We start from the raw sequence: 26608 nt of genomic DNA, 5'->3' as shown, positions 1-26608 counted from the left end.
TTCAGGCACACCCTTCAATCAGTTCAATCGCTTCACTGGTCCCCCAGTACATCTGGATGACCTTCCCTTCAAACAGTTCCACGCGGATGCCGAGCGCGGAGCCCGGGTCCTGCCAGGTCAGGTACTCGCCCTGCTCGCCGTCGTAGGCATGCGGGCTGGACAGCGGCGGCTTCGGAAACCGGGCGACCGCCTGCAGGCGCGTCATGCCCACGCGCAGACCGAACGGGCCCGACTGCTCGGGCGGCGCCCCGGTCTCCGGGTCCAGACCAAGGTCGAAACGAACCACGCGGTCCTCGTCGGTCATCATCGAAACGCCGGCCGGCAGGCCCTTGCCGTCGTAGTACTCGCAACTTCCGCCGAGTGCTTCGACCGCCCCTTGTGCCACCCACTGCCCAAATGCCTTGAGATCGCTCAGATGCTGTCCAATCAAGACCTCACCGGCATGATCCAGCGCCACCGAAACCACGGCAGGGGAATCATCCTCACCCGCCGTTTCTGCTGCGGGCGGGTCGTCAATCGGCGTGCGCGCCAACGGGTCGACATCATCATTGGCAGCAGGCTGCTGCGCGGGCTGCGTAGTTGCCTTGGCCGCCGGCGCCAACAGCGGCGGCTCCGGTGGCTGGCAGGCGGCCAGACCGAACGCCAGCAGCAGTGCGCTGCTCCTGCGAAGCAGCGCGCTCACAGCACCAGGCCTTCGCGCGCAGCAATGGTGTGCACGTCCTTGTCGCCGCGGCCGGAGAGGTTGCACAGCACGATCTGGTCGCGCGGGCGTTCGCGCGCAAGCTTCATCGCCTGTGCAAGGGCATGGCTGGACTCCAGCGCCGGCAGGATGCCCTCGGTGTGGGCCAGCAGGTGGAAGGCCTGCAGCGCCTCTTCGTCGGTGATGCCGACGTAGCGCGCGCGGCCGCTGTCGGCCAGGAACGCATGTTCCGGACCGACGCCCGGGTAGTCCAGGCCGGCCGATACCGAATGGGTCTCGATGATCTGGCCATCGTCATCGCACAGCACATAGGTGCGGTTGCCGTGCAGCACGCCGGGACGGCCAGCAGCGATCGAGGCCGCATGGCGTCCGGTGTGGATGCCATCGCCAGCGGCTTCGGCGCCGACGATCTCGACCTGGCGGTCGTTGAGGAAGGCATGGAACAGGCCGATCGCATTGCTGCCGCCGCCGACGCAGGCGGTGATCGCATCGGGAAGGCGACCATACTCGGCCAGCATCTGCTCACGCGCCTCGCGGCCGACGATGGCGTTGAAGTCGCGCACCATGCGCGGGTACGGGTCCGGACCGGCAACCGTGCCGATGATGTAGAAGGTGTCCTGCACGTTGGTGACCCAGTCGCGCATCGCTTCGTTGAGGGCATCCTTCAGGGTGGCCGAGCCGGAAGTGACCGGCACCACCGTCGCACCGAGCAGCTTCATGCGGTAGACGTTGATCTTCTGCCGCTCGATGTCGGTGGCCCCCATGTACACCACGCACTCCAGGCCCAGCCGCGCAGCGACGGTGGCACTGGCCACGCCATGCTGGCCGGCGCCGGTCTCGGCGATGATGCGCTTCTTGCCCATGCGCGCGGCCAGCAGCGCCTGGCCGATGGTGTTGTTGATCTTGTGCGCGCCGGTGTGGTTCAGGTCCTCGCGCTTGAGCAGGATCTGCGCGCCACCGACGTGATCGCTCAGCCGTTCAGCGTGGTAGATCGGGCTCGGCCGGCCAACGTAATGGGCCAGATCGCGGTCATAGGCCAACTGGAATGCAGGGTCCTGACGGGCCTGGTCATAGGCCTGGGCCAGCTCCTGCAACGGGCCGACCAGGGTTTCGGCGACGAAACTGCCGCCGTAACGACCGAAGTGGCCCTGGGCGTCAGGGAATGCGTGGAAATCGGCAATGGGGGAGGCAGACATGGAGACGACCGGTCGTTCAGACAGGTGGATACTCTAGCGCACGGATTGTGTCCGGAAAATGGATATTATCTGGCGCATCCCGTCAGGAAATCTCACATGAGCACGTCATTGCTGCCGCCGCTGAACGCCCTGCGGGCATTCGAGGCCACCGCACGACTGGGCGGCGTTGGCCGCGCTGCACAGGCACTGCATGTGACCCATGGCGCGGTCAGCCGGCAGATCAAGCTGCTGGAAGACCATCTGGGCCTGGCCCTGTTCCAGCGCGCCGGCCGCGGCCTGCGCCTGACTGCCGCCGGCACCCGCCTGCAGGCGGCGTGCAGCGAGGCCTTCACCGGCATCGAGGACTGCGTGCGCGCATTGCAACGGCCAGCGGCTTCACCGGCGTTGGTGCTGGGGTGCAGCGGCAGCGTGCTGGCGCGCTGGATGATTCCGCGGCTGCCGGCCCTGCAAGCGGCCCTGCCCGGCGTGCGCCTGCAGTGGTCCGCGCTGGATGGCAGCTTCACCGAGACGCAGGCAACGCTGGATGCGGTACTGCTGCTGGCACAGGGACCGTGGCCCCGCGGTTGGCAGGTGCGCGAGCTGGCACCGGAACGGGTGGGTGTGGTGGTGGCACCCTCGCACCCGGCGGCGCAGCGCCTGCGCCATGTACCGCCGTCGGCCCTGCTGCGGGAAACGCTGCTGCACACCAGTTCGCGCCCACAGGCGTGGCCCGCGTGGGCGCAGGCGCACGGGCTGGACCCGGACCAGCTACAACTGGGGACAGGCTTCGAACACCTGTACTACCTGCTGGAAGCGGCGGTGGCCGGGCTGGGTCCGGCGATCGCGCCAGAGCCACTGGTGGCAGAGGATCTGGCCGCGGGGCGGCTGGTGGCACCGTGGGGGTTTGCCGCGACCGGCGGATTCTGGGTGCTGGCGCGGCCGGATGGCCCTGTCGATGCGCGCGTGGACGCGTTGGCGGACTGGGTGGTTGGGCAGTTGCGTTGAGTACGAGAGCCGGGCGCGGGCTCGGCTCTACAGAAGGACCAACCGGCAGCGATCGAGCAGGCTCGATGCTGCCAAGCGCGATCAGGGGGCCGTCGGCGCCGCCAGCCGCTGCTGCAGATCCTCGCGCAGGCGCGACAGCTCGACTTCGGCCTGCTGGCGCTGCTGCATGCCCTCGCGGTGGATGCTGCGCACTTCTTCGACAGTAGCAATCAGCTGATCGTGCACGTGGCGCAGGGTGGCCACGTCGATCACACCGCGCTGGTTGCTGCGTGCGGTGTCCACCGAGGCCTGGCGCATCAGGTCGGCATTGCGCCGCATCAGCTCGTTGGTCGCATCGTCGATCGCATTGGCCAGTTCGGCGGCGTTCTTCTGCTCGCCCAGCGACAACTGGATCGCGAACTGGCGCTTCCACGATGGGATGGTGATGTCGCGGACGGTGTTGAATTTCTCGATCAGCTGCAGCGCGTTGGCCTGGATCAGGCGGATCATCGGCAACGACTGGTCCGCCGCGTGCTGCATCAACTGCAGGTCGGAGACGCGCTTCTCGATCAGCCGGATCGCATTGTCGATCTCGCTCTGGCGGATGCGCTGCTGCGGGTCTTCGCTGCCCTGCCCCAGCACCTGCTCGGACTGCAGCTGGGCCAGGCGCTGCTTGCCGGCGGCGGCATACAGGCCCAGCGCGTGACGTTCCTCGCGGACGATGTCATGCATGCGGTCGAAATCGGTCACCCGCTTGCCCATCAGCGCTTGTTGCGCGCCGACGTCGCCGAGCAGCTGTTCGATCTGCGAATTGGTATCGCTGAACTTCTGCACCAGTTCGCCCTTGGAAGCACGCAGGCGATCGATCAGGCCACCGATCAACGGCACCTTCGAGCGCTGCGAAAAACCATCCAGCTTGAGCTCACGCGCGATGCGCACCACTTCGCCCAGTTTTTCGCCGCTGGCGTCGAGGTCACGGTTGCGCACCTGGTCCAGCAACTGGCTGGAGAAGGCCGTTGTCCGTGCGGCGGCTTCACGGCCGAACACCTGCAGGTTGCCCGGGCGCAGGTCTTCCAGCTCGCGGCCGATTTCGGCAATGCGTGGCAGGTCGTCGCGGACCAGACCGAGAGCCTTCAACGTGCTCTCGTCAAGGTCCGGGGTGGATGTCGTGGTGGGCACGAGCGTGCCGGAGTTCTGGCTGTCCTGGTTCATCGGGCAGTGTCCTTGCAGTGGATAAGCGGCAGCGGCGGCCGGCTCAGCGCAGTCTAGCCTGAGCAGCGGCCACTTCGTCGTCGATCTGGGCCTGCAGCGTAGCCGCGTGCGCGACCTGTGCAGCCTGCGTCTGTGCCTGGCGTGCCAGCGCGGCCTGCCGCCAGGCCGGCAGCAGGACATCGTGGATGCGGACGAAGCGCTGCAAGAGGGCTTCGTCCTGCGCCTGCAGCAGCTGCCACTGCCCGCCTTCGATGCGCCGCAGCGTGGCCAGCCGCTGCAGGTGGTCCACGCGCGGGGCCAGCGCGACCTGCGCAGCGCCTTCCAGCGCCGCCAGCTGCGCGGCGCCGAACGTGGCCCAGGCGTCCAACGCGGCAGCAGCCGCATCGTTGTCGATGATGGCCCGGGCACGTTGCTGCACGCGCTGCGCGAGGCCCTGCGCCTGCTCGCGTGCCTGCAGCGCCAGCACGCCCAGCTGTGCCTGCAGTCCCTGCGCCTGCGCTTCGCGCGCAACGTCGCGGCCCAGCAGGCGCCCCCACCAGCTCTCCTGCCGGCGCAGGCGCGCCGGATCAGCGGCCTGCAGGGCCAATGCGATCTGCGCCAGCGCAGCCACCAGGCCTGCGCCGTCCGCATCGGCCTGCAAGGGCGTCGGTGCGGCCAACACCTGCAGCAGGGGGCCGCCGTACGCAGCCAACGCGGCCACGTCGGTAGGTGCCGGAAGCGCGGGTTCGGGCAGAGAGTATGAGGAGGTCACGGCAGTGGCGGCGGCCGCGGACCATCATCATCCACCGTTTCCGGCGGCAATGATTCGCCGTAGAAGTGGCGCATCAGCGCTTCGTCCAGCGCGCGTTCTTCTGGTGTCGCCGCACGACGCACGCGCGGGCGACGCGGTGTGTTGGCCGTAGACGCATCGGCCGTTACCTGCTGCCGCGCCCACCCGGCGAACGCCGCCAATGTCTGCGACAGCTGCACCTGCTGTTCCTGTGAGGCGACCAGCAACTGCAGCAGCGGTGCCAGACCGGCCTGCAGGTCTTCGGCCAATGGCGTGGCTGCCGGCTGCGGGGCGGCAGCCGCCGGCGCACTGGCAGGGCGTGCGTCCGCCAGGCGCTGCAGGGCCGCCAGCAGGGCCGGCCAGGGTGCCGGCTCAGGTACAGCGGCGACTTCCGCCGGCGGTGGCGGCAGCTGCAGCGCACTGGCGATGTCGGCCAGCTGCGCGACGACGCGGCCACCGACATCACTGTCACCGGCGCCCATCGCCTTGTTGCGCAGGAAATCGCGCTTGATCTGCGTCCAGCGTTGCGCGCGTTCGTCATCGAGCACGCCGCGCAGCTCGGCCAGCTTCAACAGATTCTCCTCGGCACCGGTGGTCAGCAGCTGCGCTTCGCCCAGATAATGGTCGGAAATCAGCTGCTGCAGCTCATCGTCATTCATCACCGGCGAAATCTTCTCCGCCAGCTTGTTCATGTTGCGGTAGCTGCCCTGCAGGCGGAACGGCGGCTCGGTGCGATAGCGGTCGTCCTGCGCCGCACTGGCGATGTACTGCTGGTTGACCGTGTAGACCACGTCGCGCACGCGCAGCATGCGCTGCAGGGTGGCGATGATCTCGTTGACCTCGGCGCCACTGTAGGCATGGCTCAGGCCGTTGGTGGACACATCCTTGCCCATTGCGCGGTCGACCAGCAGGTACAGGTCAGCCATCTCACGCGTGGCCAGCGGCGCCAATACAGGGTTGGAAGTCAGGCTGTTCTCGATGTAGCTGAGGGTGAAGGCCGCTTCCATGCCACCAAGCACGTCGCCCAGGTTGTAGATGTCGGCACGGTTGGCCAGCATGTCCGGAATCTTGAACACTTCGCCGGATTCTGTGTACGGGTTGCCGGCCATGACCACGCAGAACTTCTTGCCGCGCATGTCATAGGTGCGGGTCTTGCCGCGCCACACGCCTTCAATGCGGCGCGTGCCGTCGCACAGTGAAATGAATTTCTGCAGGAACTCAGGATGGGTGTGCTGGATGTCATCGACATACAGCATGGTGTTGTTGCCCATCTCCAGCGCCAGGTTCAGCTTTTCCAGCTCCTGCCGCGAGGTCGCGTCCGGCGCCTGTTCGGGATCCAGCGAACGGACTTCATGGCCCAGCGCCGGGCCGTTGATCTTCATGAAGACCAGGCCAAGGCGATGTGCCACGTATTCCATCAGCGTGGTTTTGCCGTAGCCGGGCGGCGAGATCATCATCAGCAGGCCCATCAGGTCGCTGCGCTTGTTCTCGCCAACAGTGCCCATCTGCTTGGCCAGGTTGTCGCCGATCACGCCGAGATACACATCATTGATCAGCTTGTTGCGCACGAAGGACGACAACGGCCGCGCCTTGAACTCCGACAGTCGCAGCGTCCCGCGCTCACGGCCGATGATGCCCTGGCGTACTGCCTGATAGGCATGGAACGCCGGCACGAAGGACTGCAGATGCTGCTGCAGGCGTGCCAGGAAATCATCCAGCGACACGGTCAGGCTGCCGTTGTGGATGCGCGCGTGCTCGCCCAGCAGGCCACTGACCTCCGCCTGCAGTGGCGCATCGCTGGCACGGGTGCGCAGCTGTCGCTGCACCAGCAGTAGTGCGGCCGCTTCCTCGACATAGCCGGCGTGTGCCGATTGTGCCGGCAGCCCGGCGAGTGCCCGCAGCCATTGCCCGGCCAACGCCCAGCGCGTGGCCAGCGGATCCTGCGAGCGTTGCAGCGCACGTTCGAGCGCGTCACGCTGGCCCGCCTGCTCCAGCTGCTGCGACAGCGCGTCCAGCAGTGCCTGCGCGTGCCGGCTGGTGCTGAACACCGGCTCGCCGGCCACCAGCTCTTCGCCCAGATACACCGCTGCCGCGTCCGCAGCGGCGGTGTCGAACGGCAGAGCATGCGCGAGTGCATGGTCGTGCAGCGCCTTCGCCATTTCCGCGCGTAGGGCATGGCGCCCCTCATCGGAACCGAACAGGCGCGCGATGGCCTCCGCACCGGCCTGCCGGCCGGGCCACTGCGCCACGGCTTCATCGCGTTGCCGCGCGGCCCAGAACAGCAGCGCCAGCGCACGTGCATGCGGCGAATGCCGCAGTGGACCGGCGGCCTGCTGCAGCGGCAGCAGTGCACGCAGGATCAGCGCGGCATCATGGTCATGGATGCCGCGCTCGTAGCCTTCCCGGTAGCGAGGCGCGGCAAAGGTACGGACCCGCTGGTCCAGGGCTTCCGGTTCGGCCGCGTCGTGCTGCAGCTGGGCCAGGTCCAGGCCATCCCGGCCCTCCTCCGCAGCCAGCAACAGGCACCCGGCCAGGTACTCGCTGCGGTAGATCGCTGCCGATTCCGAATCCAGGGTCACCTGCCAGAACGGCTTCAGCGCATCCAGCTCGGGATCGTGCAGGGTCTCCAGGAAATCGGTGCCGGTGAGATGGATGGCAAGCGTGTCGCCACGCGGCAACAGGGTCAGGTCCAGCGCCTGGGTGTTCACGCTGAACCGGTGGCGCGGGCCAAGGCGGACCACATTGCCACCCGCCTCGTACAGGTCGCTGCGGTCACGCAGTTGGCGCACGGCCTGGTCGCGCACGCCCTTCAGGCGTGCCTCGACATCGTCAGCCTTGACGTTGTCACGCAGCGCACGCAGGCGCTCGGCCAGTTCGCGCAGCTTGAGGATCAGCGGATCGCCTGCAAAGAAGGCATTGAGCTCGTCGGCCGTGCTGAAACGCTCGGTGCGCTTTGCCAGGCCATCGAGAATGCGGTTGGCGGCATCAAGCACCGAACGCGCCTTGCGCTGGCGGTCATCCAGCAGGGCCTGCTTGTGCGTGTCGAAGGCCTCGACCAGCTCTTCGCGTTTGCTGAGGATGTCGTCGAGGAACTGCTCATGCTCGCCGAACTGGCTCTCCAGTTCTTCCAGCTGCACCAGCAGGCGCGACAACTGCTCGTCGGCACGCTCGGGGTCGCTGGCCATCGCCAGCGCGCTGGTGATCGATTGCGAGAACAGCGCGAACTGGGCAGCGAACTGGGCTACGGCTTCGGCCGAGCCCAGCGACTTGCGGCGCTGTTCGGCGCGTGCGCGCGCCTGGTTCAGGCGCCCGTACAACAGCGAGATGGACTCGACCACGCGGGTACGTGCCGTCGCGTCGTCCACCTTCAGTCCGGCCATCAGCTCGGACAGCATGTCCAGATCGCCGGCCATGCCGCGCAGGCCGTCCAGCTGCTCATCCAGCTGGCGCGCACTGGCGGCCTGCTGTGCGGCCTCATCCAATGCCTGCATGCGGGCGGTCAAGGGGGCCAGTGCTTCATCGCCGGCAAGGAACGCACCGGTGGCGGCGCCGACGCGATCGTGCGCCTGCACCAGCTCGGCGGCCATCGCCTCGATGCGCGCGGTATCGATGTAGCGCAGGTCGCGGATGGTCAGCAGCCGCCCGCGCAGTGCGGTGATCGCGTTGAGTGCCTCGACGAAGGCCTGCACCTCGTTCCAGTTTTCCGGCTGCAGCCGGCCCAGCAGCGCCTTGTGCGTGGCCTCGGCCTCCGCCATCGCCTGCGCCGACTGCTGGCGGATCGACTGCACTTTTTCGTATTCGTCCAGCACCGATTCGCCGGTGGCACTGATCTGCCGCAGCAACGCCTCGGCGCCATCGCAGGCCTCGTCGCCCAGCCAATGGTGGGCGTCGAAAAGCCGCCGGGTGTCAGCGACCAAGCGCTGGTAGCGCTGCACCGATACATCCTGGCCGTCGATCCCGCGCGCCAGGTTGAACAGGTTGGAGATGCCACGCACCAGTTCGGCGTTGCCGATGCGCCCCATGAAGGTATTGCCGGGTGGACGGCTGGCGGCAAATTCATCGCTGCTGAAGGGTGTCTGCCAGACCTGCATCGGATGGATGCGGGTCGGCTCGCTGCCTTCAGCATGGAACAGCACCATGCGCCCGTCCTGCATGAAGGCATAGCCGTGGCCGAACACCGGGTTCTGCAGCACGCGCTGGATGGTGTTGTAGACGAACAATGCCGAACGCCCGCCTTCGCGCTCGTAGAAGATGTACAGCACGTCCTCGCCGTTTGGCGAACGGATGCTGCGCTTGAACTGCATGCCATCCATCGCGGCGTCGAACGCCTTGTGTTCGCCACCCTGCAGGTAATAACCGCCGGGGAAGATGATGCCGTGGTCTTCGGGCAGCTGCACGCAGGCCTGGACGATGGCATCGTTGCGCACGATGTCGCCGGTGAGCGTGTTGTAGATCAGTCCGCGCCACTCGGTTTCGCGGTACGGCAACACTTTCAGCAGCACCAGCGAGCCGACCCGGGCGAACTCGAACTGGGCGTCGTCCAGCGACTGCGTGCTGTCTTCCACCGGTTCGCTGTAGATGCCCTGCCCGGTTTCGGTGTTGTTCTCCACCTTGATGGTCAGGTCGCCACCGGTGGTCTCCACGAACAGGGTGTCGAGAATGTTCAGGTGCGAATGGCGGCCGTTGACGGCGAGGTCGCGGGTGGCGCGGGCCCATTCGAAATCGAAGGGCGGTGGCAGAGCGATGTCACGCTCACCACGTGCATCGAGGTAGGTCAGCTCACCGTCGCGTGACACTGCCCAGCGGAACACGCGCACGTCGCTGCTGCGCTCGCCGATCTGGAACGACGCCAGCAGCTTGTCGCCCACCACGATCAGCTGCAGCAGGCGCGCATGCTTGTAGTACGCGTACAGCTCGTTGAAGTCATGCACGAAGCCGGGCTGGTCGAGGAAACTGCCCTTCAACTCCAGCGTCGCGACGTCGTAGCCATCATTGCCCTGTACCAGCCGGTACAGGCCGAACACATCTTCGATGCGGGTCTGGGTCTTGAGACCGATGAACACGTTGTAGCCGAACAACAGGCGGTCCGGACCGACCTGGACGATGTCGCGGCCGACGCAGTTGTTCTCGCTGCGGATGCGGAAGCGGCCGACCACCTCCAGCCGACTGTCGCCGAACTCGGCCAGGCGCTGGCGGTTCAGCTGCTCGGCAACGGCCTGCAGGCGCTGGCCCTGTTCGCCGAGGCGACGCCGCAGGACTTCATAGGCGCCGCCCTGGGCAACAGCCTGGTCGACGGTATCGCCGGCAGCCTCTGCCACGGCGGATTCGGGGGACGGTTTGGTTTCGGACATCAGCAGGTTTCCGGCTCACGAACGGCCGGCCGTCGATGCGGCCGGCACGGGTGGGCAATGGCGGTGGCCATCGCCGGGTGGATCAGCGCGCGCTGTCGACCACAGCGGTCGACGCGACGGACACGGTGTCCACGTCCTCGGCGATCTGCCGCGGTGCGCTGTCGGCCACGTTGACGCCCAGGTAGCGCTGCATCAGGTCCTGCACGATCGGGCTCTTGCCGGCGAAGCCTTCGATCGACTTGCCCAGCGACACCGCCTTGATCAGGTTCTCGAACATGCCACCGTCGCCACCGACCAGGTCGATGTCGGCGTTGCGCAGTGCGCTGGCGATCACGCCCGCATTCTCGCGCGAGACTTCCTTGCCGGCTTCGATCGAGGCCAGCGCCTGCTTCAGGCTGTTGTCCAGCATCATGCGGAACTCTTCGTGGCCACGTGCCTGGTCGCTCAGCGAGGCGATCGCTTCGAACTTGCGGACCAGGCCTTCGGCCTCGGCCAGCAGCTTCTTCTGCACCACGCCGGCTTCGGCATTGCCCAGCGATTCGGTAGCCGTGGCGCGGGCCAGGCCCATCTTCTCCTCGCCCTGTGCCTGTGCCTGCAGCGTCTCGGCCAGCACGCGCGCCTCGTTGCTGCCCTGCTTCAGGTTCGCTTCGGCCTTGGCTTCGATCACGCGTGCTTCGGCGATGCCGACCTTCTCGATGGCCAGCGCCGATGCTTCACGCACCTGTGCTTCGGCCAGGCCGGGCGCCGCCTGTTCGGCGCGGAACGCATCGGCCAGCAGGCGCTTGGCCTCGGCCTGCTTGCCGGCGGCTTCGTGCTCGGCCTGCGCCAGCGTGGTCAGCTCCACCGCGCGATGCTTGGAGGCCGTTTCGCGGGCCTGGGCTTCCTTCACTTCGCGCACCAGCGATTCCTGCGCCTTGGCTTCGGCTTCCAGGATCAGCACCTGCTTCTGGCGGTCGGCCTCGGAGACTTCGCGCACTTCCTTGATGCGCTCTTCTTCCTGCGCCACGGTCTTGTCGATGGAGATGCGTTCGCGGGTGATGTTGGCCACGTCCATCTTGCCCTGCTCGACCACCTTGTCGCGCTCCACGCCCTGCAGCTGCACTTCGCGGTCAGTGGTGACCTGCTCCAGTTGGCGTGCACGTTCGACGCGCTCGGCTTCGATGGCCACGGCGCGCTGGCGGTTCTGCTCGGCCACTTCGACTTCGCGCATGCGGTTCTGCTCGCGGATGTCGATCACCTGCTGCGCTTCGATGCGGGCGTTCTCGGACAGCTGGCGCTGCTCTTCCTGCACCTTGGCGGTCTCGGCTTCCTCGCGCGCACGGATGGTCTCGATCTCGCGCTTCTGCCGTGCCTCGGCCTCGGCCTGCTGGCGTTCAAGCGCCAGCAGCGCTTCGCGCGCTTCGACGTTCTTCTTGGTGATGGCCAGCTTCTCGTTCTGCTCCAGCTCGTTGGTCACCACGTTCTGTGCAGCGGTCAGCTCGGTGATCTTGCGGATGCCCTGCGCGTCGAGGATGTTGAACTGGTCCAGCAGCGACTTCGGGGTCTGCTCCAGGTAGTCGATGGCCACGTCTTCGAGCACATAGCCATTCAGATCATTGCCGATCACCGCGATGATCTCGTCGCGGAATTCCTGGCGCTTCTCGAACAGTTCGGTGAAGTCGAACTTCTTGCCGACCGTTTTCAGTGCTTCGGAGAACTTGGCGTTGAACAGCTCGTCGACGGCGTGCTTGTCCGACGCGCGGTCGGCGCCGATGGCCTTGGCCACGCGCAGCACGTCGGCCTGGGTCTCGTTGACGCGCAGGTAGAACGCCACGGCGATGTCGGCGCGCATGTTGTCGCGACAGATCAGGCCTTCCTTGCCGCGGCGGTCGATCTGCAGGGTGATCAGGCTGATCCGCATCAGCTCGGCGCGGTACAGCACGGGAATGATCAGCGCGCCGGTGAAATGCACTTTCGGGGTAGCGCTCATGTCGTTGACGATCAGCGCCACGCCCTGGTCGACCTTGCGGTAGAACGCCTTGAACAGGCCGGCCACGCCGAGCAGGAGGGCAAGCACGCAGCCCACGATGAAGAGGAAGGGAAGCACGGAAGCCAGCGTCATTGATGATTCTCCTTGTTGCCCGGAAGCAGGTTGTCCTGGAAGTCGAGGGCGACCGCGTCGGCGCGGACCACCCGGTAATGGTGTTGTGCAGCCACGTGCTCGACCAGCACGATGCGCTCGCCGCGCTGCAGTTCGATGTCGCTGCGGATCTGCAGGACCAGGCCGGCGCCGCCGTCATCGACGGTGGCGTGGCCACTGCGTGCATCGACCTTCGGCGAGGCGACCACGCCGACCCGGCCCAGCAGGGAGGCCTGCGGCACCGGACGCAGGCGCAGCAGGAAGCGACGGATGGGACGCAGCAGCAGCGCGGTGACCGGCACGGCCGGCAGCGGTGCAAGCACCGCCACGACGGTGCCCAAGGACCAGCGCAGCGGGTCGGGCAACGGCAGCAGCAGGTAAAGATGGATGAAGTAGGTGAGGGTCCAGGCGAACAGGCTCAGCAGCGTCACCACCACCATGAGCGGCACACCGCCCAGGCCCCAGCGCGCCAGCAGGGCGGACAGACCACTGAGTTGGGCGTCGCCTTCGAGCGCACCGTCGGCACCGGCCTCGCCGAAACCGTCATCGACCAGGCCGAAAGCGGCAATCCCCCAATACAGAACCGCCACCGCCAGCGCGACGCTGTACGGGAGGGTCGGATAACCGAGCACGACGGTTAGGAATTCCTGCATCGTTTGCCTTCCTGGGCGGGGGCGCCAAGCGCCTGTTCGGAGCACGCCAACAGCGGCTCCGTCGATCCTCGTGCCGGCCCTCATGGCCAGCACGCTCGGGATCATCCTATGTGAAGAAGGTGTGCAGGCTCAAATGTGAAGGCCGGATGCGTCAAAAGTCACCGCATCTCAATCCAGCACGGCGCAATCGGACCGCCGGACTTCTTCCACGAAGGTGCGCATCTTGTAGCCGTCCTTGATGCCCGGCTCCAGTTCGATGCCACTGGACACATCCACGCCCCACGGCAGGGTCGCCAGCACGGCGTCGTACACGTTTTCCGGCGTCAGGCCGCCAGCCAGCAGGAACGGACGATGCAGCCCGGTCGGCACGCGCGACCAGTCGAAGGCCACGCCGGTGCCACCGCCGCCGCCCGGGGCGTGGCTGTCGAACAGGAAGCCTGCGGCGCTGGGGTAACGCAGCTGCAGGGTGCGCGCATTGATCTCCTCGCGCCCGCCCATGGCGATCGCCTTCAGATAGGGCATGTTGAAGCTGCGGCAGAAGCTTTCGTCTTCCTCGCCATGGAACTGCAGCAGGGTCGGCCGCACGGTGCGCAGCACCTCGCGCACCTCTTCCTTGCTGTTGTTGCGGAACAGTGCCACCACGTCGACCATCGGTGCGATTGCCTGGCGCATTGCGCGCGCCTCAGCCGGTGCGACCCGGCGGCTGCTCTCGCGGGCGAAGATGAAGCCCACCGCATCCACGCCCAGCTCGCCGGCCAGGCGCACGTCACCGGCACGGGTCATGCCACAGAACTTGATGCGGGTACGGTAGTAGGAGCGGCTCATAGCGTTACCTCGGCGGGCAGATGCCAGTTGTCGGGGTACAGCGGCCCCAGGAACACCAGTCCCTGCGGAGGAGCGGTGGGACCGGCTACGGTTCGGTCGCGCCCGGCCAGCAGTTCGGCGATCCACTCCACCGGTTTCTCCCCACTGCCAACCAGAATCAACGAGCCGACGATATTGCGGACCATGTGATGAAGGAATGCATTACCGCGGACCGCCACCTCGATGACGTCTCCGTCGCGGCTGACCTGCAGCGACTGCAGTTCACGCCGCGCATGCAGGGCCTGGCACTGGACCGAACGGAAGGCGCTGAAGTCGTTCTCGCCCAGCAGGGCCTGCCCGGCCAGGTGCATGCGCTCGGCATCGAGCGGGCGCCGCTCCCAGCTGAGGGTCTGCCGGCCCAGCGCCGGGCGCACTTCGCGGTTGAGCAGGCGGTAGCGGTAGCGTCGGGCCCGCGCGGAGAACCGCGCATGGAAGTCATCGGCCACCGGTACACACCAGCGCACCGCGATCGAACGCGGCAAGCGGGTGGTGGTGCCGAGCATCCAGGCGCGCGGGTCACGCACCACGTCGGTCTCGAAGTGCACGACCTGGCACTCACCATGCACGCCGGCATCGGTGCGGCCGGCGCAGACCACCTGCAAGGGGGTATCGGCCACCGATGACAGGGCCTGTTCCAGACTGGCCTGGACGCTGGGTCCGCCTTCGCCCAGGTTCTGCCACCCTCTGAAATCGCTGCCGTCGTACTCGACGCCGAGCGCGTAACGCATGTGCTACCTCGATGTTGCGGGTGGGGCGGCGCTCAGGCCGGGTCGCGCTCGGACCAGACCGCCAGTTCGTTGCCACCGGGCTCGATGAACTGGAAACGGCTGCCGCCGGGGAAAGAGAACACGGTTCGCACGATCTGGCCACCGGCCGCGCGCACCGCCGCTTCCATCGGCGCCAGCTGGTCGGCGTACAGCACCAGCAGTGGCGCACCTTCGCTGGCACGCTGCGGCTGGCCGCGGAAGAAACCTCCCTGCAGGCGCCCATCGTCGAAGGCGGTGTAATCGCTGCCGTAATCGACGAAGGTCCAGCCGAACACGGCCTCGAAGAAGGCGCGGCTTGCAGCCGGGTCGCTCGAGGCGAATTCAACGTAGTCGAGACGGCGTTCGCGGGTCATGGCAGGTCCTTGTCGAAGCGGTGTCAGGGCAGACGGGCCAGCAGTTCGCGGGCCTGCGCCTGGCAATGCAGATCGCCCCCCTCGGCAACCTCCTGCAGCAGGGTGCGCGCGGTCTGTGCGTCGCCCAGGTCCAGATAGGCGATGGCCAGCTCCAGCCGCTCCTGACCGATACGCGGCGCCCCGTCATGGCCACTGTCTGGCGAAGACTCGACGGCGTCCTCGGCGGCAGCGTGATCGTCGCGCAGGTCGCCCTGTGCAGCCGTCTCATGCGGTTCGGCAGGCAGATCGAACACACCGCGGAACTGCGGCTCCTGTTCGGCCTGCAGCGCGTAGTCGGGCACGGCCACCTCGGTGGGCTCGATTGGTGCCACCGCAGCAGCGGCGGCCGGATCGTCCCAACGCGGCAGATCATTCACCGCAGCAGGCAGTTCAGCCAGCGCGTCTTCATCGAGCTCACCCGCCCGCCACGCGGCCGGCGGGACATCCGCACGGATTTCCGCATCGGGTGCGTCGTGGTCGGCAGTGCTGGCCCAGGCCGGCATCGCCGGTTCCTGACGTCCGCCTTCGGCCGCGAAACCCGGCCCGGCGTCCTGCTCGGCCAGGGTATCGAGCGCGGCACCGGCCGGCAGCGCTGCAGCCAGGCCAGCAGCGTCGTGTTCCTCGCGCAGCGGCGGCAGCGGCGAGGGCTTGCGACGACGCAGCAGCCAGGCGCCCAAGGCAACCAGCACGAGCAGCGGCAGGCCCAGCCAGTACCACGGCATGCCGGCACCCGGCGCACCCGGCGCCTGGGCCAAGCGCTGCTGCGCGGCGGCCAGGTCGTTGTCCTTCATCGCGATCAGTGACTGCTGCTGCTCCTTGAGCTTCTCCAGCTCCGCCACGCGCTGCTTCAGATCGCCGATCTCGGCATCGCGGGTGGCGATGTCTTCCTTGGCCTGGCGCAGTTGCTCGTTGCCCAGCATGTCACCCTCGCTGCCGGCAGTGGTGCCGGTGGTTGTGCCCGCGTGCGCGGCGTCGGACGCCAGCGCCGGAGCGATTTCAAGTCGTGCCCCTGTGGCCGCAGCCGGGGAAGAAGCAGCGCCGTCGGCTTTGGCCACCGGCATCGGGGCGCCGGCCGGCTGCGGCACGGTGCGTGCCTGCCGCCATTGCGCCGCATGTTCGCGAACCAGCGCGGCAGCTTCGGCCGCATCCACCGCGGCCAGTGCGGTATCGCCCGGCATGCGCAGCACCGCGCCCTGCTTGAGCAGGTTCACATTGCCGCGGATGAAGGCTTCGGGGTTGGCACGCAACAGCGCGATCATCGCCCGGTCGCGACTGATCTGATTGCCACGGGCCAGCGATCCGGCGATCTGCGAAAGCGACTGCCCACGCTGCACGGTCACGCTGCCGTCTGCGGCCACAGGTGCGGCTGGTGCCCGTTCTGCTGGTGCAGGTGCCGCCGCGCGCGGACGCGGTGCGGCAGGTGCGGCGGCCGCCGAGACAGGTGCCGGTTCGGCGGCGGTTGCAGCAGCAACAGGCGTATCGCGGACGATGGTGTCCGACAGCACCCCTGCCGGCGCGACGATCTCCGGCTCAGCCACGGCCAGAGCACTGGCCGGTGCATCGACCAGGGCCGAGTACTCACGCACCAGCCGGCCCTGGCCCCAATCGGCCTCGACCAGGAAGCTCAACGACGGTGTTTCCACAGGCGTCTGCGAAGTCACCCGCACCACCGCCCTGCCCTGCGCGTTGCGGGTCAACTCGAACTGCAGTTCGCTGACCAGGCCGGCCGGGCGCTGCAGTCCAACGCGTTCGAAGGTGACCGGCGAGGCGAGCGCGACGCGCAGGTTCTCAAGTTCGGACGGATCGGCCGAGATCACCGGGATCTCGGCCAGCAATGGCTGTCCCGGTTTGGACAGGACACGGATGTCGCCCAGCCCCAGGGCCATGGCCGAGCTGCTGACCAGGGCCAGCAGGGCAGCAGAGAGACAGGTGAGCGGACGCCGTGCGCCCTTGGCTCGTTTATTCATGGGCGACACTATAAAGCGTGCGGACCAAGGTCCGCATCCATGTAGAGCCGAGCCCATGCTCGGCCGCTTGGGGAGAGCCGAGCATGGGCTCGGCTCTACAGAAAAGGCCGGGCGTTGCCCGGCCTCTCCATCAGCGCTTCTCGGCGGCGACCAGCTCGGCCAGCTGCACCGCGTTGAGGGCAGCGCCCTTGCGCACGTTGTCCGACACGATCCACAGGTTCAGGCCGCGCGGATGCGACAGGTCCTCGCGGATGCGACCGACGTACACCGCATCGGTGCCCGAGGCATGGGTGACCGGCGTCGGATAACCACCGGCCTCGTGACGATCCACCACCTCGATGCCCGGCGACTGCTCCAACAGCGCGCGCGCTTCGGCCACGGTCACCTTGTCGCGGGTTTCGATCGCCACCGATTCGGAGTGGCCATAGAACACCGGCACGCGCACCGCGGTCGGGTTCACCAGGATGCTCTCGTCGCCGAGGATCTTGCGGGTTTCCCAGACCAGCTTCATTTCTTCCTTGGTGAAGCCGTTGTCCTGGAAATCGTCGATGTGCGGGATCAGGTTGAAGGCGATCTGCACCGGGAAGCGCTGCGGATCGATTTCCTGGAAGCTCAACAGCTGGCCGGTCTGCTTGCCCAGCTCTTCCAGCGCCGAACGGCCACCGCCGGACACCGACTGGTAGGTGGACACGTTGATGCGCTCGATGCCGTACTTGCGGTGCAGTGGTGCCAGCGCCACCAGCATCTGCATGGTCGAGCAGTTCGGGTTGGCGATGATGCCGCGCGGACGGTTGCCGATCTGGTCCGGGTTGACCTCCGACACCACCAGCGGCACGTCATCGTCGTAACGGAAGGCCGAGGAGTTGTCGATCACCACCGCACCAGCGGCGGCGAACTTCGGCGCGTATTCCTTGGACACGCTGCCACCGGCCGAGAACAGGGCGATCTCCACGCCGCTGGGGTCGAAGGTAGCCAGGTCCTGGATCTTCACCTTCTGGCCTTCGAACTCGACTTCGCCGCCGGCCGAGCGCTCGGAAGCGAGCAGGCTCAGGGTACCGACCGGGAAGTTGCGCTCGGCCAGGATGGCCAGCATGGTCTCGCCGACCGCACCGGTGGCGCCGACGATGGCGACGTGGAAGCTGCGTTGTGCATTGCTCATGGGGGAACTCTCACAAAAAACGGGGATGGGAAAATCGTGCACGACAGCTGGGTTCGGGGAACCTTCTCAAGCGAGACGCGCGAAGGTTCCCTATCGTTTGCCGATTTTTTTGCCCGAGGTCGCGCGCGCGGCAAGCGCCGCGTCGGCGTTGATCGCGCTCGGCATGCGCGACGGGCTGCCGTCCAGGCCAAGACCGGCAAGCAGGTTGTCCACGGCCATCTGCACCATGGCCGTGCGCGTGGCCAGCGAAGCGCTGCCGATATGCGGGGTCAGCACCACGTTGCGCAGCGCCAGCAGTTCCGCGCGCACGTTCGGTTCGCCTTCGTAGACATCCAGGCCGGCCGCCGCCAGACGACCGCAGGCCAGTGCATCGGCCAAAGCCAGTTCGTCGACGATGCCGCCGCGGGCGATGTTCACCAGCGTGGCCGAGGGCTTCATCTTCGCCAGCGCGGCCGCATCGATGATGTGGTGCGAGGCCGGGGTGTACGGCAACACGGTGACCAGATGGTCGGACTGCGCCAGCAGCGTGTCCAGGTCCACGTAGGTGGCGCCGAGCGCGGCCTCGGTTTCGGCCGGCAAGCGCGATCGGTTGTGGTACAGCACCTTCATGCCGAAACCGTGCGCACCGCGACGGGCGATGCCCTGGCCGATGCGACCCATGCCGAGGATGCCCAGCGTACTGCCATGGATGTCAGCACCGAGCATGGTCTGGAACGACCACTGTCCCCAGTGACCTTCGCGCAGCCAGCGCTCGGATTCAGTGATCCGGCGCGCGGTGGCCATCAGCAGGGCGAAGCCGAGATCGGCGGTGGTTTCGGTGAGGACGTCCGGGGTGTTGCTGGCGAGGATGCCGGCGGTGCTGAGCGCATCGACATCCAGATTGTTGTAGCCGACGCCGACGTTGGCGATCACCTGCAGCTGCGCCGCATCGGAAACCTGCGCCGCGCCGATGCGCTCGTTGAGGGTGATGATCGCACCGTCAACGACCGCCAGCTGTGCGGCGATCTGCTGTGGCGACCACGCGGTGACGGTATCGGTGGTGCGCAGCTGCACACGATCACGCAGCGGCGCGATGGCCGCATCGATCAGCGGCTGGCTCACCCATACCGTCGGCCGCGTATCAGCCATCAAGCTGGCCGGGAATGCGCGGAGTGATGGTGCCGACGTCACCGCACTGCGCACGGTGGCGCAATGCCTGGTCCATCAGCACCAGGGCCATCATCGCCTCGGCAATGGGCGTGGCGCGGATGCCGACGCAGGGATCATGGCGGCCAGTAGTGACCACCTCGACCACATTGCCAGCCGTATCCAGCGACTCACCGGGCAGGCGCAGGCTGGAGGTCGGCTTGAGCACCATCGACGCGACCACCGGCTGGCCGGTGGAGATGCCACCGAGAACGCCGCCGGCATGGTTGCTGGCAAAGCCCTGCGGGGTCAACAGGTCACGGTGTTCCGTGCCCTTCTGCATGGCGCTGGCGAAACCGTCGCCGATCTCCACACCCTTCACCGCGTTGATGCTCATCAGTGCGGCGGCCAGCTCGCCATCGAGCTTGCCGTAGATCGGCTCGCCCCAGCCCGGCGGCACATTGTCGGCGACCACGTCCACGCAGGCGCCGACCGAATCACCGGACTTGCGCAGCGCATCCATGTACGCCTCCAGCTCGGGCACCTGTGCGGCGTGCGGCCAGAAGAACGGGTTGTCCTCGACCACCGACCAGTCGAAACCGGCCGGGGTGATCTCGCCCAGCTGCGACAGGTAACCGCGCACGGTGATGCCGAAGCGTTCGGCCAGCCACTTCTTGGCGACTACGCCTGCGGCCACGCGCATGGTGGTCTCGCGCGCCGAGGAACGGCCGCCGCCACGCGGGTCGCGGATGCCGTACTTGTGCCAGTAGCTGTAATCAGCATGCCCCGGACGGAACTGCTGGCCGATATTGCTGTAGTCCTTGCTGCGCTGGTCGGTATTGCGGATCAGCAGCGCGATCGGGGTGCCGGTGGTCAGCCCTTCGTACACCCCGGACAGGATCTCGACCTCGTCGGCCTCGCGCCGCGCCGAGGTATGCCGGCTCTTGCCGGTAGCGCGACGCTGCAGGTCGTGGCTGAATTCGGCCGCGTCCAGCGCCAGCCCCGGCGGGCAGCCATCGATCACGCAGCCGATGGCCGGCCCGTGCGATTCGCCGAACGTGGTGACGGTGAACAGCTTGCCGAACGAATTGGAGCTCACGGGCGCTGTGCCGCCAGTTCAGTGATGCGGGCGCTGTGGGCGATCAGCTCGCGGCACTCGACCGCAAAGATGCCCATCTGGCCGACCTTGAACTCGACCCAGGCGAAATCGACTTCCGGCAGCAGCTTGATCAGGTGCTGTTCGGATTCGCCCACTTCGCAGATCAGCAGGCCGTCCTCGCTGAGGTGCAGCGGGGCGTCGCGCAGGATCTTCAGCACCAGGTCCAGGCCATCGTCGCCAGCACGCAGGCCCATCTCCGGCTCGTAGGAGTATTCCTGCGGCAGGGCATCGGTCTCGTCGTTGGTGACGTACGGCGGGTTGGTGACGATCAGGTCGTAATGGCGGCCGGTCAGGCCGTTGAACAGGTCCGACTTCAGCAGGGTCACGTTGTGCGCCTGCAGGCGCTCCTTGTTCTCTTCGGCCAGCGACAACGCCTCATCGCTGAGGTCCACGCCGTCCACTTCCCAGTTCGGGTAGTAGTGGCCCATGGCGATGGCGATGCAGCCCGAACCGGTGCACAGGTCCAGCGCGCGGTTGACATCGCGACCAGCCAGCCACGGCTCGAAGCCGCATTCAATCAGTTCGGCGATCGGCGAACGCGGCACGAGGGCACGCGTGTCGCTCTTGAAGCTGAGGCCGGCGAACCAGGCTTCACCGGTCAGGTAGGCGGCCGGGATGCGCTCGTCGATGCGGCGCTGGAACAGCTCCAGTACCGCCAGCTTCTCTTCCCGCAGCAGGCGCGCCTGGCCATAGGCCGGGCCGAGGTCGTGCGGCAGGTGCAGGCCGTGCAGCACCAGCTGGGTGGCCTCGTCCAAGGCATTGTCGTAGCTGTGCCCGAAGGTCAGGCCCGCAGCATTGAAACGGCTGGTGCCGTAGCGGATCAGATCGATGATCGTGTGGAGTTCGGCGGCCGTTTCAGCGGTCATGGCGGTACTGCGGGCAAAGTGGCCCCCGATTATAGGGGTTGCCGCCTGCGCCGGCATCCGTTGCGGCAGAAACGATCCAGCCGCAGCCGGTATGATGGTGGCCACTTCCTGCGGCGGAATCCCATGTTCAATCGCAACGTCGGCATCATCCTGCTGATCGCTCTGGCAGCGGGCCTTGGCCTGCTCGCCGCCCAGCAGGTGTTCGCGCCGAAGCCGCCGGCCGGGCAGCCGGCCACCGAAGCGATCACCCTGTACCCGCAGCCGCGTGCCCTGCCCGACTACAACCTGGCCCAGTCCGACGGCACGCGCCTGATTCCCGGCGAACTGAAGGGCCACTGGACACTGGTGTTCCTCGGCTTCACCTTCTGCCCGGACGTGTGCCCGACCACCCTGGCCGAGCTGGCCGGTGCGCAGAACCAGTGGGAGGCCCTGCCCGACGGCCTGCGCCCGCGCGTGCTGTTCGTCTCGGTCGACCCCGAGCGCGACACCGCAACCCGTCTCGGCGAGTACGCCCACGGCTTCCACAAGGACACCCTGGCGGCGACCGCCGACGTCCCCTCGCTGGAGCGCTTTGCCACCTCGCTGGGCTTCGTGTTCCAGAAGGTGCCGGGCAAGCACTTCGACGAGAACCCCGAGGATTACACCCTGGAGCACTCCGCCAGCCTGGCCGTGCTCGATCCGCAGGGCCGGCTTGCCGGCCTGGTGCGCCCCCCGTTCAATGCGCCGGCAATCGCCCGCGACCTGCAGAAGCTGACCGAGAAATCCGCCCCATGAGTCTGACCACCGCCCTGACGTACGTCCTGCCCCACCGCCTGCTGTCCTCGATGGCGCGTTCGCTGGCGTACTCGGACAACCCGCGCGTATCGCGCTGGCTGATCGACACGGTCACCCGCAAGTTCAACGTCAACCTGGATGAAGCGGCCAATCCGGACCCGCGCAGCTACCCGACCTTCAACCAGTTCTTCACCCGTGCGCTGAAGCCGGGTGCGCGCGTGGCCGATGCCGATCCACGCAGCCTGGTGATGCCGGCCGACGGCCGCATCAGCCAGCTCGGAAAGATCGACGCCGGGCGTATTTTCCAGGCCAAGGGCCAGTCCTTCACGGCCGCCGAACTGCTGGGCAGCGCAGAGGACGCCAAGCCGTTCAACGAGGGCCTGTACGCCACGGTGTACCTGTCGCCGCGCGACTATCACCGCGTGCACATGCCGTGGACCGGCACCCTGCGCGAAACCGTACACGTGCCCGGCCGTCTGTTCAGCGTCGGCCCCGCCGCGGTGAACAACGTGCCCGGTCTGTTCGCACGCAACGAACGCCTGGTCTGCCACTTCGACACCAGCTTCGGCCCGATGGTCAGCGTGATGGTCGGTGCGCTGCTGGTGTCGGGCGTGGAAACAGTATGGAGCGGCGAAGAGATTCCGCACTACGGCGACCGCATCACCCGCAAGGATTACCGCGGCCGCGGCATCACGCTGCAGCGCTTCGAAGAGATGGCGCGCTTCAATTACGGCTCGACCGTGATCGTGCTGCTGCCGCCAGGCGTGGCCGAATTCGCCCCCCACCTGGATGCAGAGCATCCGGTGCAGCTGGGCCAGGCACTGGCGAAGCTGCGCTGATCCTCCGGTAGTGCCGGCCGCTGGCCGGCACCGCCGTTGATCCAACGCATCGAAAGCTGCCGGCCAGCGGCCGGCACTACCGGATGCGGGCGTTACTGCAGGGTCGGCGCCGGGCCGACGTCCATGCCGTCGTAGTCTTCGACGCCCATCTGCGTGGCCAGCGCGCTCAGTTCCTGGTTGCGCTTGTCCAGCGAGGTTTCGTCGTGGACTTCCACGCGCTCCACGTGCAGCACGTGGAATGCAGCGTCACCGTCCTCCGGCTCCTGCTCGAACAGTTCCACCAGCACATACCCCTGCGCCTGCAGGTGGGTGCCCAGTGCCTGCAGCGGCTCGGCGGTGGAGTGCACGAAGAAGTACCCCCACAGCAGCGGAGCGTCCAGGTCCCAGTCGGTGTTCTCACGGAGGTTGGTGAACAGGTTGCGGGTGTCTTCGAGGTCCATGCGATATCCAGATTGCGGAAAGATTACTTGTCGCAGCCCTGCAGCTTCAGCACCTGGCCGTGGCGCAGGCTGTAGCCGGGGGCCTTGAGGCCATTGGCGCGGGCCAGCACCGGCACATCGCACTGGAACTTCGCGGCGATCCGGCCCAGGGTCTCACCCTTGCCGACCTTGTAGCTGCGGGCCGGCTTGGCGCGCGGTGCCGGCGCGGGGCGCGGCGCAGCCACGGGCGCGGCAGGCGTGGTCGGCACGCTGCTGGCGGCATTGGGATCGACCACCGGCACCACCCCGCCCACGGCCACGCTGCCGGTGTAGCTGGCAGCGCTGGGGCGCACGATCGCCGCATTGAGGTCGGCGGTGATCAGGGTGCGAGCCAGATCCGCACGCGGGCCGCTGACGCAGTTGCGCGCGTACAGGCCGGCAATGCGGTTGGTGGCGTTGATGAGGGTGCCGGCCGGAATCCAGCCATCGGCCTCATAGCGCGGATTGAGGTTGCGCAGTGCGCGCATGTAGCCATCGCGGGTGCCATGGCTGCCCAGGCAGATGGTCAGCTCGTAGATCGTGGTCGAGCGGGCCAAGCGGATGGTGGCCGGCTGTGCGTTGATCTTCGGGAACTCCACGCCGTACTGCTGCGGGTGCAGGAAGATCCAGGACGCGGCGATCACCATCGGCACGTAGTCCTTGGTCTCGCCCGGGAACTGGTTGTAGACGCTGTCCACCCAGAAGCTCTGGCCCGGGTACTGCTTGTAGACCCGCGCCGCGCGGCCCTCGCCACCGTTGTAGCCGGCCAACGACAGTTCGACGTTGTTGTTGAGCTCGCGCATGCGCTCGTTGAGGTACGTCGCGCTGGCTTCGGCGGCGCTGCGCGCATCGAAGCGGGTATCGAAACCGGTACCGTCCGGGCCCAGGCCGAAGCGGCGGCCAGTGGCCGGCATGAACTGCATCAGGCCCGCGGCGCCGGCGCGTGAGGACGCATGCACGCGGCCGTTGGACTCCTTGGCCATGATGCCGAACAGCAGCGCCTCGGGCAGGCCGCGCTTTTCCCATTCCGGCCACATCACTGCGCGCAGGTTCTGGTAGTTCTCGTAGGTGGTCATCAGCGCCGGGCGCATGTCGGTCAGCCAGCGGCGGATGCCGGCCTGCACGGCCGGGTTGTACTCGACCATGTTGTCGAAGGCATGGCGCTTGTCGTTCAACAGCGCCGCTGCGCGGGCCGCTTCGGGTACGTCGGCAGCCAGCGGGCCGACATGGTCCGGATCGGCCTCCAGGCGGTCGCCAGCCTCATCGGCCACGTCATCATCGGCGGCGGCATCGGCGTCATGCTTGAGCAACCGCTTGTAGGTCGCCAGCATGTTGCTCATCTGGCAGCCCTTCTGCTTCACGCACTCGCTGATGACATCTTCCATGTCCTCCAGCGCGGCATCGGCCTCGTTGCGACCCTTCGGATCGGCGTTGGCCACCAGCAGCACGGCATCGCTGTAGCGCTTCTCGGCAGCCGTCATGCGCTGCTGCAGTGCATCCACCTTCACCTTGTCCCGGGCCGAAACCCGCTGTGCGTGGGCCTCCGGTGCCAGGGAAACCAGGCCGGCCAGGGCCAGCAGCGGCCAGGTGCGGGAAATCAGGACAGGAACGGGCATTGGTGGCACTGTGTATGAAACAGGCAGGCAGAGTAGCGGCGCGGCCAAGGTCGGGGCAAGCCGACATTCGACCCGTCACCGTCGGCGGTTAACATTGGCACATTCATCACAAGGGCTGGACCATGGATCCGATTCTGCTCGGCAAAGGCATCACCGACGATGTGGCTGTCACCCTGCTGCCGAAACTCGGCAACCGCCATGGGCTGGTGGCCGGCGCTACCGGCACCGGCAAGACCGTGACCCTGATGACCCTGGCCGAGGGATTCTCGCGGATCGGGGTGCCGGTATTCCTGGCCGATGTGAAGGGCGATGTGTCCGGCCTGGCCGTGCCGGGTACCGGCGCTGAGAACCTGCTCAAGCGCGCGGCCGAGATCGGCGTGAGCGACTACGCCCCCGCGGCCAGCCCCACCGTGTTCTGGGATCTTTACGGCAAGCTGGGCCATCCGGTGCGCACCACCGTGAGCGAGATGGGTCCGACCCTGCTGGCACGCATCCTGGAATTGAACGACACCCAGGCCGGCGTGCTCGACATCGTGTTCAAGCTGGCCGATGACCGCGGCCTGCTGCTGCTGGACACGGACGACCTGCGCGCCCTCCTCGGCCTGGTGGCCGAGGAGCGCAAGGACATTTCCACCGAGTACGGTCTGGTCAGCGCGCAATCGGTGGCCGCCATCCAGCGCGCCCTGCTGCGCCTGGCGCAGGACGGCGGCGAGCATTTCTTCGGCGAACCGGCGCTGGAACTGGCCGACGTCATGCGGGTCAACCATGATGGCCGCGGTGTCATCGGCATCCTGGCCGCCGACCAGCTGGTGCTCAAGCCCAAGCTGTACTCCACCTTCCTGCTGTGGCTGTTGTCGGAACTGTTCGAGCAGCTGCCGGAAGTGGGCGACCTCGACAAGCCGAAGCTGGTCTTCATCTTCGACGAAGCGCACCTGCTGTTCGACGATGCGCCCCCCGCACTGGTACAGCGCATCGAACAGGTGGTGCGACTGATCCGCTCCAAGGGCGTGGGCGTGTACTTCTGCTCGCAGTTCCCCGACGACGTGCCGGCCAACATCCTCGGCCAGCTCGGCAACCGCGTGCAGCACGCGTTGCGCGCTTTCACCCCGCGCGACCAGAAGGCGGTGAAGACCGCCGCCGAGACCTTCGTGCCGAACCCCAAGCTGGATGTGGTGAAGGTGCTCAGTCAGCTCGGCACCGGCGAAGCGCTGGTGTCCACGCTGCAGGACAAGGGCGTGCCGATGCCGGTGCAGCAGACGATGATCGCCCCGCCGCGCTGCCGCATGGGACCGGTCACCGAGACCGAACGTACGCAGGTGCGTGCAGGCAGCCCGGTCGGCACGCGCTACGACACCGCCATCAACCGCGAATCGGCCGCCGAACTGCTGGCGCAGCGCGCGCAGAAGGCCGTCGAGAAAACCGATGCGCCGGCTGCGCGCAGCCGTGAACAGGACGAGGCGCAGGAAGGTGGCTTCGGGCAGTCGATCAAGGACGCTATTTTCGGCACCAAGCGCCGCCAGGGCATGATCGAGACGATGGCCAAGCAGACCACGCGTACGGTCGGTACCAAGCTGGGCAACCAGATCGTGCGCGGCATCCTGGGTGGCATCTTCGGCGGCAAGCGCTGAGAACCCCGCCAGTACCTCCGCGGCGCGCCGG

21 protein-coding genes are annotated in these 26608 nt (G+C 67.2%); 4 read left to right on the top strand and 17 right to left on the bottom strand.

Features of this window, described 5'->3' with window-relative positions:
* Window position 1: 1 nt before the first annotated feature.
* Together HUT07_RS05480 and trpB are read right to left on the bottom strand one after the other, a co-directional pair.
* Complete coding sequence (locus HUT07_RS05480) at window positions 2–682, bottom strand: hypothetical protein (protein WP_176020077.1); 681 nt, start codon at window positions 680–682, stop codon at window positions 2–4.
* Window positions 679–1896 (bottom strand): tryptophan synthase subunit beta, encoded by a 1218-nt coding sequence (gene trpB, locus HUT07_RS05475; RefSeq protein ID WP_176020076.1) that lies wholly within the window; start codon window positions 1894–1896, stop codon window positions 679–681. Before trpB ends, HUT07_RS05480 begins: the two co-directional genes overlap by 4 nt.
* 96 nt (window positions 1897–1992) lie before the next feature.
* Here trpB and HUT07_RS05470 point away from each other — a divergent pair, with 96 nt between their 5' ends.
* Window positions 1993–2880, top strand: coding sequence for a LysR family transcriptional regulator (locus HUT07_RS05470; protein WP_176020075.1), 888 nt, complete (start codon window positions 1993–1995; stop codon window positions 2878–2880).
* Window positions 2881–2961: 81 nt separating this feature from the next.
* Here the strand turns inward: HUT07_RS05470 and HUT07_RS05465 are convergent, their stop codons facing one another.
* The 13 genes from HUT07_RS05465 to prmB all read right to left on the bottom strand — a co-directional run bounded on the left by HUT07_RS05465 (window position 2962) and on the right by prmB (window position 21262).
* Window positions 2962–4071, bottom strand: a complete 1110-nt coding sequence (locus HUT07_RS05465; RefSeq protein ID WP_176020074.1) for a toxic anion resistance protein — start codon at window positions 4069–4071, stop codon at window positions 2962–2964.
* A 43-nt stretch (window positions 4072–4114) separates the two neighbouring features.
* A complete protein-coding gene (locus tag HUT07_RS05460; RefSeq protein WP_176020073.1) occupies window positions 4115–4822 on the bottom strand; it encodes a hypothetical protein in 708 nt (235 codons plus the stop codon).
* Window positions 4819–10191, bottom strand: coding sequence for a DNA repair ATPase (locus tag HUT07_RS05455; RefSeq protein WP_176020072.1), 5373 nt, complete (start codon window positions 10189–10191; stop codon window positions 4819–4821). The genes HUT07_RS05460 and HUT07_RS05455 overlap by 4 nt, the downstream gene beginning before the upstream one ends.
* 82 nt (window positions 10192–10273) lie before the next feature.
* Window positions 10274–12292, bottom strand: a complete 2019-nt coding sequence (locus tag HUT07_RS05450) for a hypothetical protein (protein WP_176020071.1) — start codon at window positions 12290–12292, stop codon at window positions 10274–10276.
* Window positions 12289–12963, bottom strand: a complete 675-nt coding sequence (locus tag HUT07_RS05445; RefSeq protein WP_176020070.1) for a DUF1449 family protein — start codon at window positions 12961–12963, stop codon at window positions 12289–12291. The genes HUT07_RS05450 and HUT07_RS05445 overlap by 4 nt, the downstream gene beginning before the upstream one ends.
* A gap of 168 nt (window positions 12964–13131) precedes the next feature.
* Window positions 13132–13788, bottom strand: coding sequence for a phosphoribosylanthranilate isomerase (locus HUT07_RS05440; protein ID WP_100553111.1), 657 nt, complete (start codon window positions 13786–13788; stop codon window positions 13132–13134).
* Entirely contained in the window at window positions 13785–14555 is a 771-nt protein-coding gene (gene truA, locus HUT07_RS05435; RefSeq protein ID WP_176020069.1) for a tRNA pseudouridine(38-40) synthase TruA, read from the bottom strand. Before truA ends, HUT07_RS05440 begins: the two co-directional genes overlap by 4 nt.
* A 32-nt stretch (window positions 14556–14587) precedes the next feature.
* Complete coding sequence (locus HUT07_RS05430) at window positions 14588–14947, bottom strand: VOC family protein (protein WP_176020068.1); 360 nt, start codon at window positions 14945–14947, stop codon at window positions 14588–14590.
* 23 nt (window positions 14948–14970) lie between these two features.
* Entirely contained in the window at window positions 14971–16953 is a 1983-nt protein-coding gene (locus tag HUT07_RS05425) for a FimV/HubP family polar landmark protein (RefSeq protein WP_176020067.1), read from the bottom strand.
* A gap of 130 nt (window positions 16954–17083) precedes the next feature.
* Window positions 17084–18112, bottom strand: a complete 1029-nt coding sequence (locus HUT07_RS05420; protein ID WP_176020066.1) for an aspartate-semialdehyde dehydrogenase — start codon at window positions 18110–18112, stop codon at window positions 17084–17086.
* A gap of 90 nt (window positions 18113–18202) precedes the next feature.
* The gene (locus tag HUT07_RS05415) at window positions 18203–19240 is read right to left on the bottom strand and encodes a D-glycerate dehydrogenase (RefSeq protein ID WP_176020065.1); all 1038 of its coding nucleotides are present in this window, start codon (window positions 19238–19240) and stop codon (window positions 18203–18205) included.
* Entirely contained in the window at window positions 19233–20336 is a 1104-nt protein-coding gene (aroC, locus tag HUT07_RS05410) for a chorismate synthase (protein WP_176020064.1), read from the bottom strand. The genes HUT07_RS05415 and aroC overlap by 8 nt, the downstream gene beginning before the upstream one ends.
* Window positions 20333–21262 carry a 50S ribosomal protein L3 N(5)-glutamine methyltransferase gene (gene prmB / locus HUT07_RS05405; RefSeq protein ID WP_025876143.1) on the bottom strand — a complete coding sequence of 310 codons (930 nt, stop codon included), beginning with the start codon at window positions 21260–21262 and terminating at the stop codon, window positions 20333–20335. The genes aroC and prmB overlap by 4 nt, the downstream gene beginning before the upstream one ends.
* A 123-nt stretch (window positions 21263–21385) precedes the next feature.
* Here prmB and HUT07_RS05400 point away from each other — a divergent pair, with 123 nt between their 5' ends.
* Both HUT07_RS05400 and asd read left to right on the top strand, forming a co-directional pair.
* Window positions 21386–22036 (top strand): SCO family protein, encoded by a 651-nt coding sequence (locus tag HUT07_RS05400; protein WP_176020063.1) that lies wholly within the window; start codon window positions 21386–21388, stop codon window positions 22034–22036.
* Complete coding sequence (asd, locus tag HUT07_RS05395; RefSeq protein ID WP_025876139.1) at window positions 22033–22875, top strand: archaetidylserine decarboxylase; 843 nt, start codon at window positions 22033–22035, stop codon at window positions 22873–22875. The genes HUT07_RS05400 and asd overlap by 4 nt, the downstream gene beginning before the upstream one ends.
* A 92-nt stretch (window positions 22876–22967) precedes the next feature.
* On the opposite strand, the gene HUT07_RS05390 is transcribed toward asd, so the two are convergent.
* Together HUT07_RS05390 and HUT07_RS05385 are read right to left on the bottom strand one after the other, a co-directional pair.
* Entirely contained in the window at window positions 22968–23315 is a 348-nt protein-coding gene (locus tag HUT07_RS05390; protein ID WP_099819030.1) for a ribonuclease E inhibitor RraB, read from the bottom strand.
* 23 nt (window positions 23316–23338) lie between these two features.
* Window positions 23339–24949, bottom strand: coding sequence for a transglycosylase SLT domain-containing protein (locus tag HUT07_RS05385; protein ID WP_025876135.1), 1611 nt, complete (start codon window positions 24947–24949; stop codon window positions 23339–23341).
* Between the two features lie 122 nt (window positions 24950–25071).
* Between HUT07_RS05385 and HUT07_RS05380 the strand changes: the two genes are divergently transcribed.
* A complete protein-coding gene (locus tag HUT07_RS05380) occupies window positions 25072–26577 on the top strand; it encodes a helicase HerA-like domain-containing protein (RefSeq protein WP_176020062.1) in 1506 nt (501 codons plus the stop codon).
* The last annotated feature ends 31 nt before the right edge of the window (window positions 26578–26608 follow it).

The sequence above is a fragment of the Stenotrophomonas sp. NA06056 genome, from assembly GCF_013364355.1.
GTDB lineage: Bacteria > Pseudomonadota > Gammaproteobacteria > Xanthomonadales > Xanthomonadaceae > Stenotrophomonas.
Note: the sequence above shows the minus strand (reverse complement) of the source record. Positions and strands in the feature narration are given on the sequence as shown.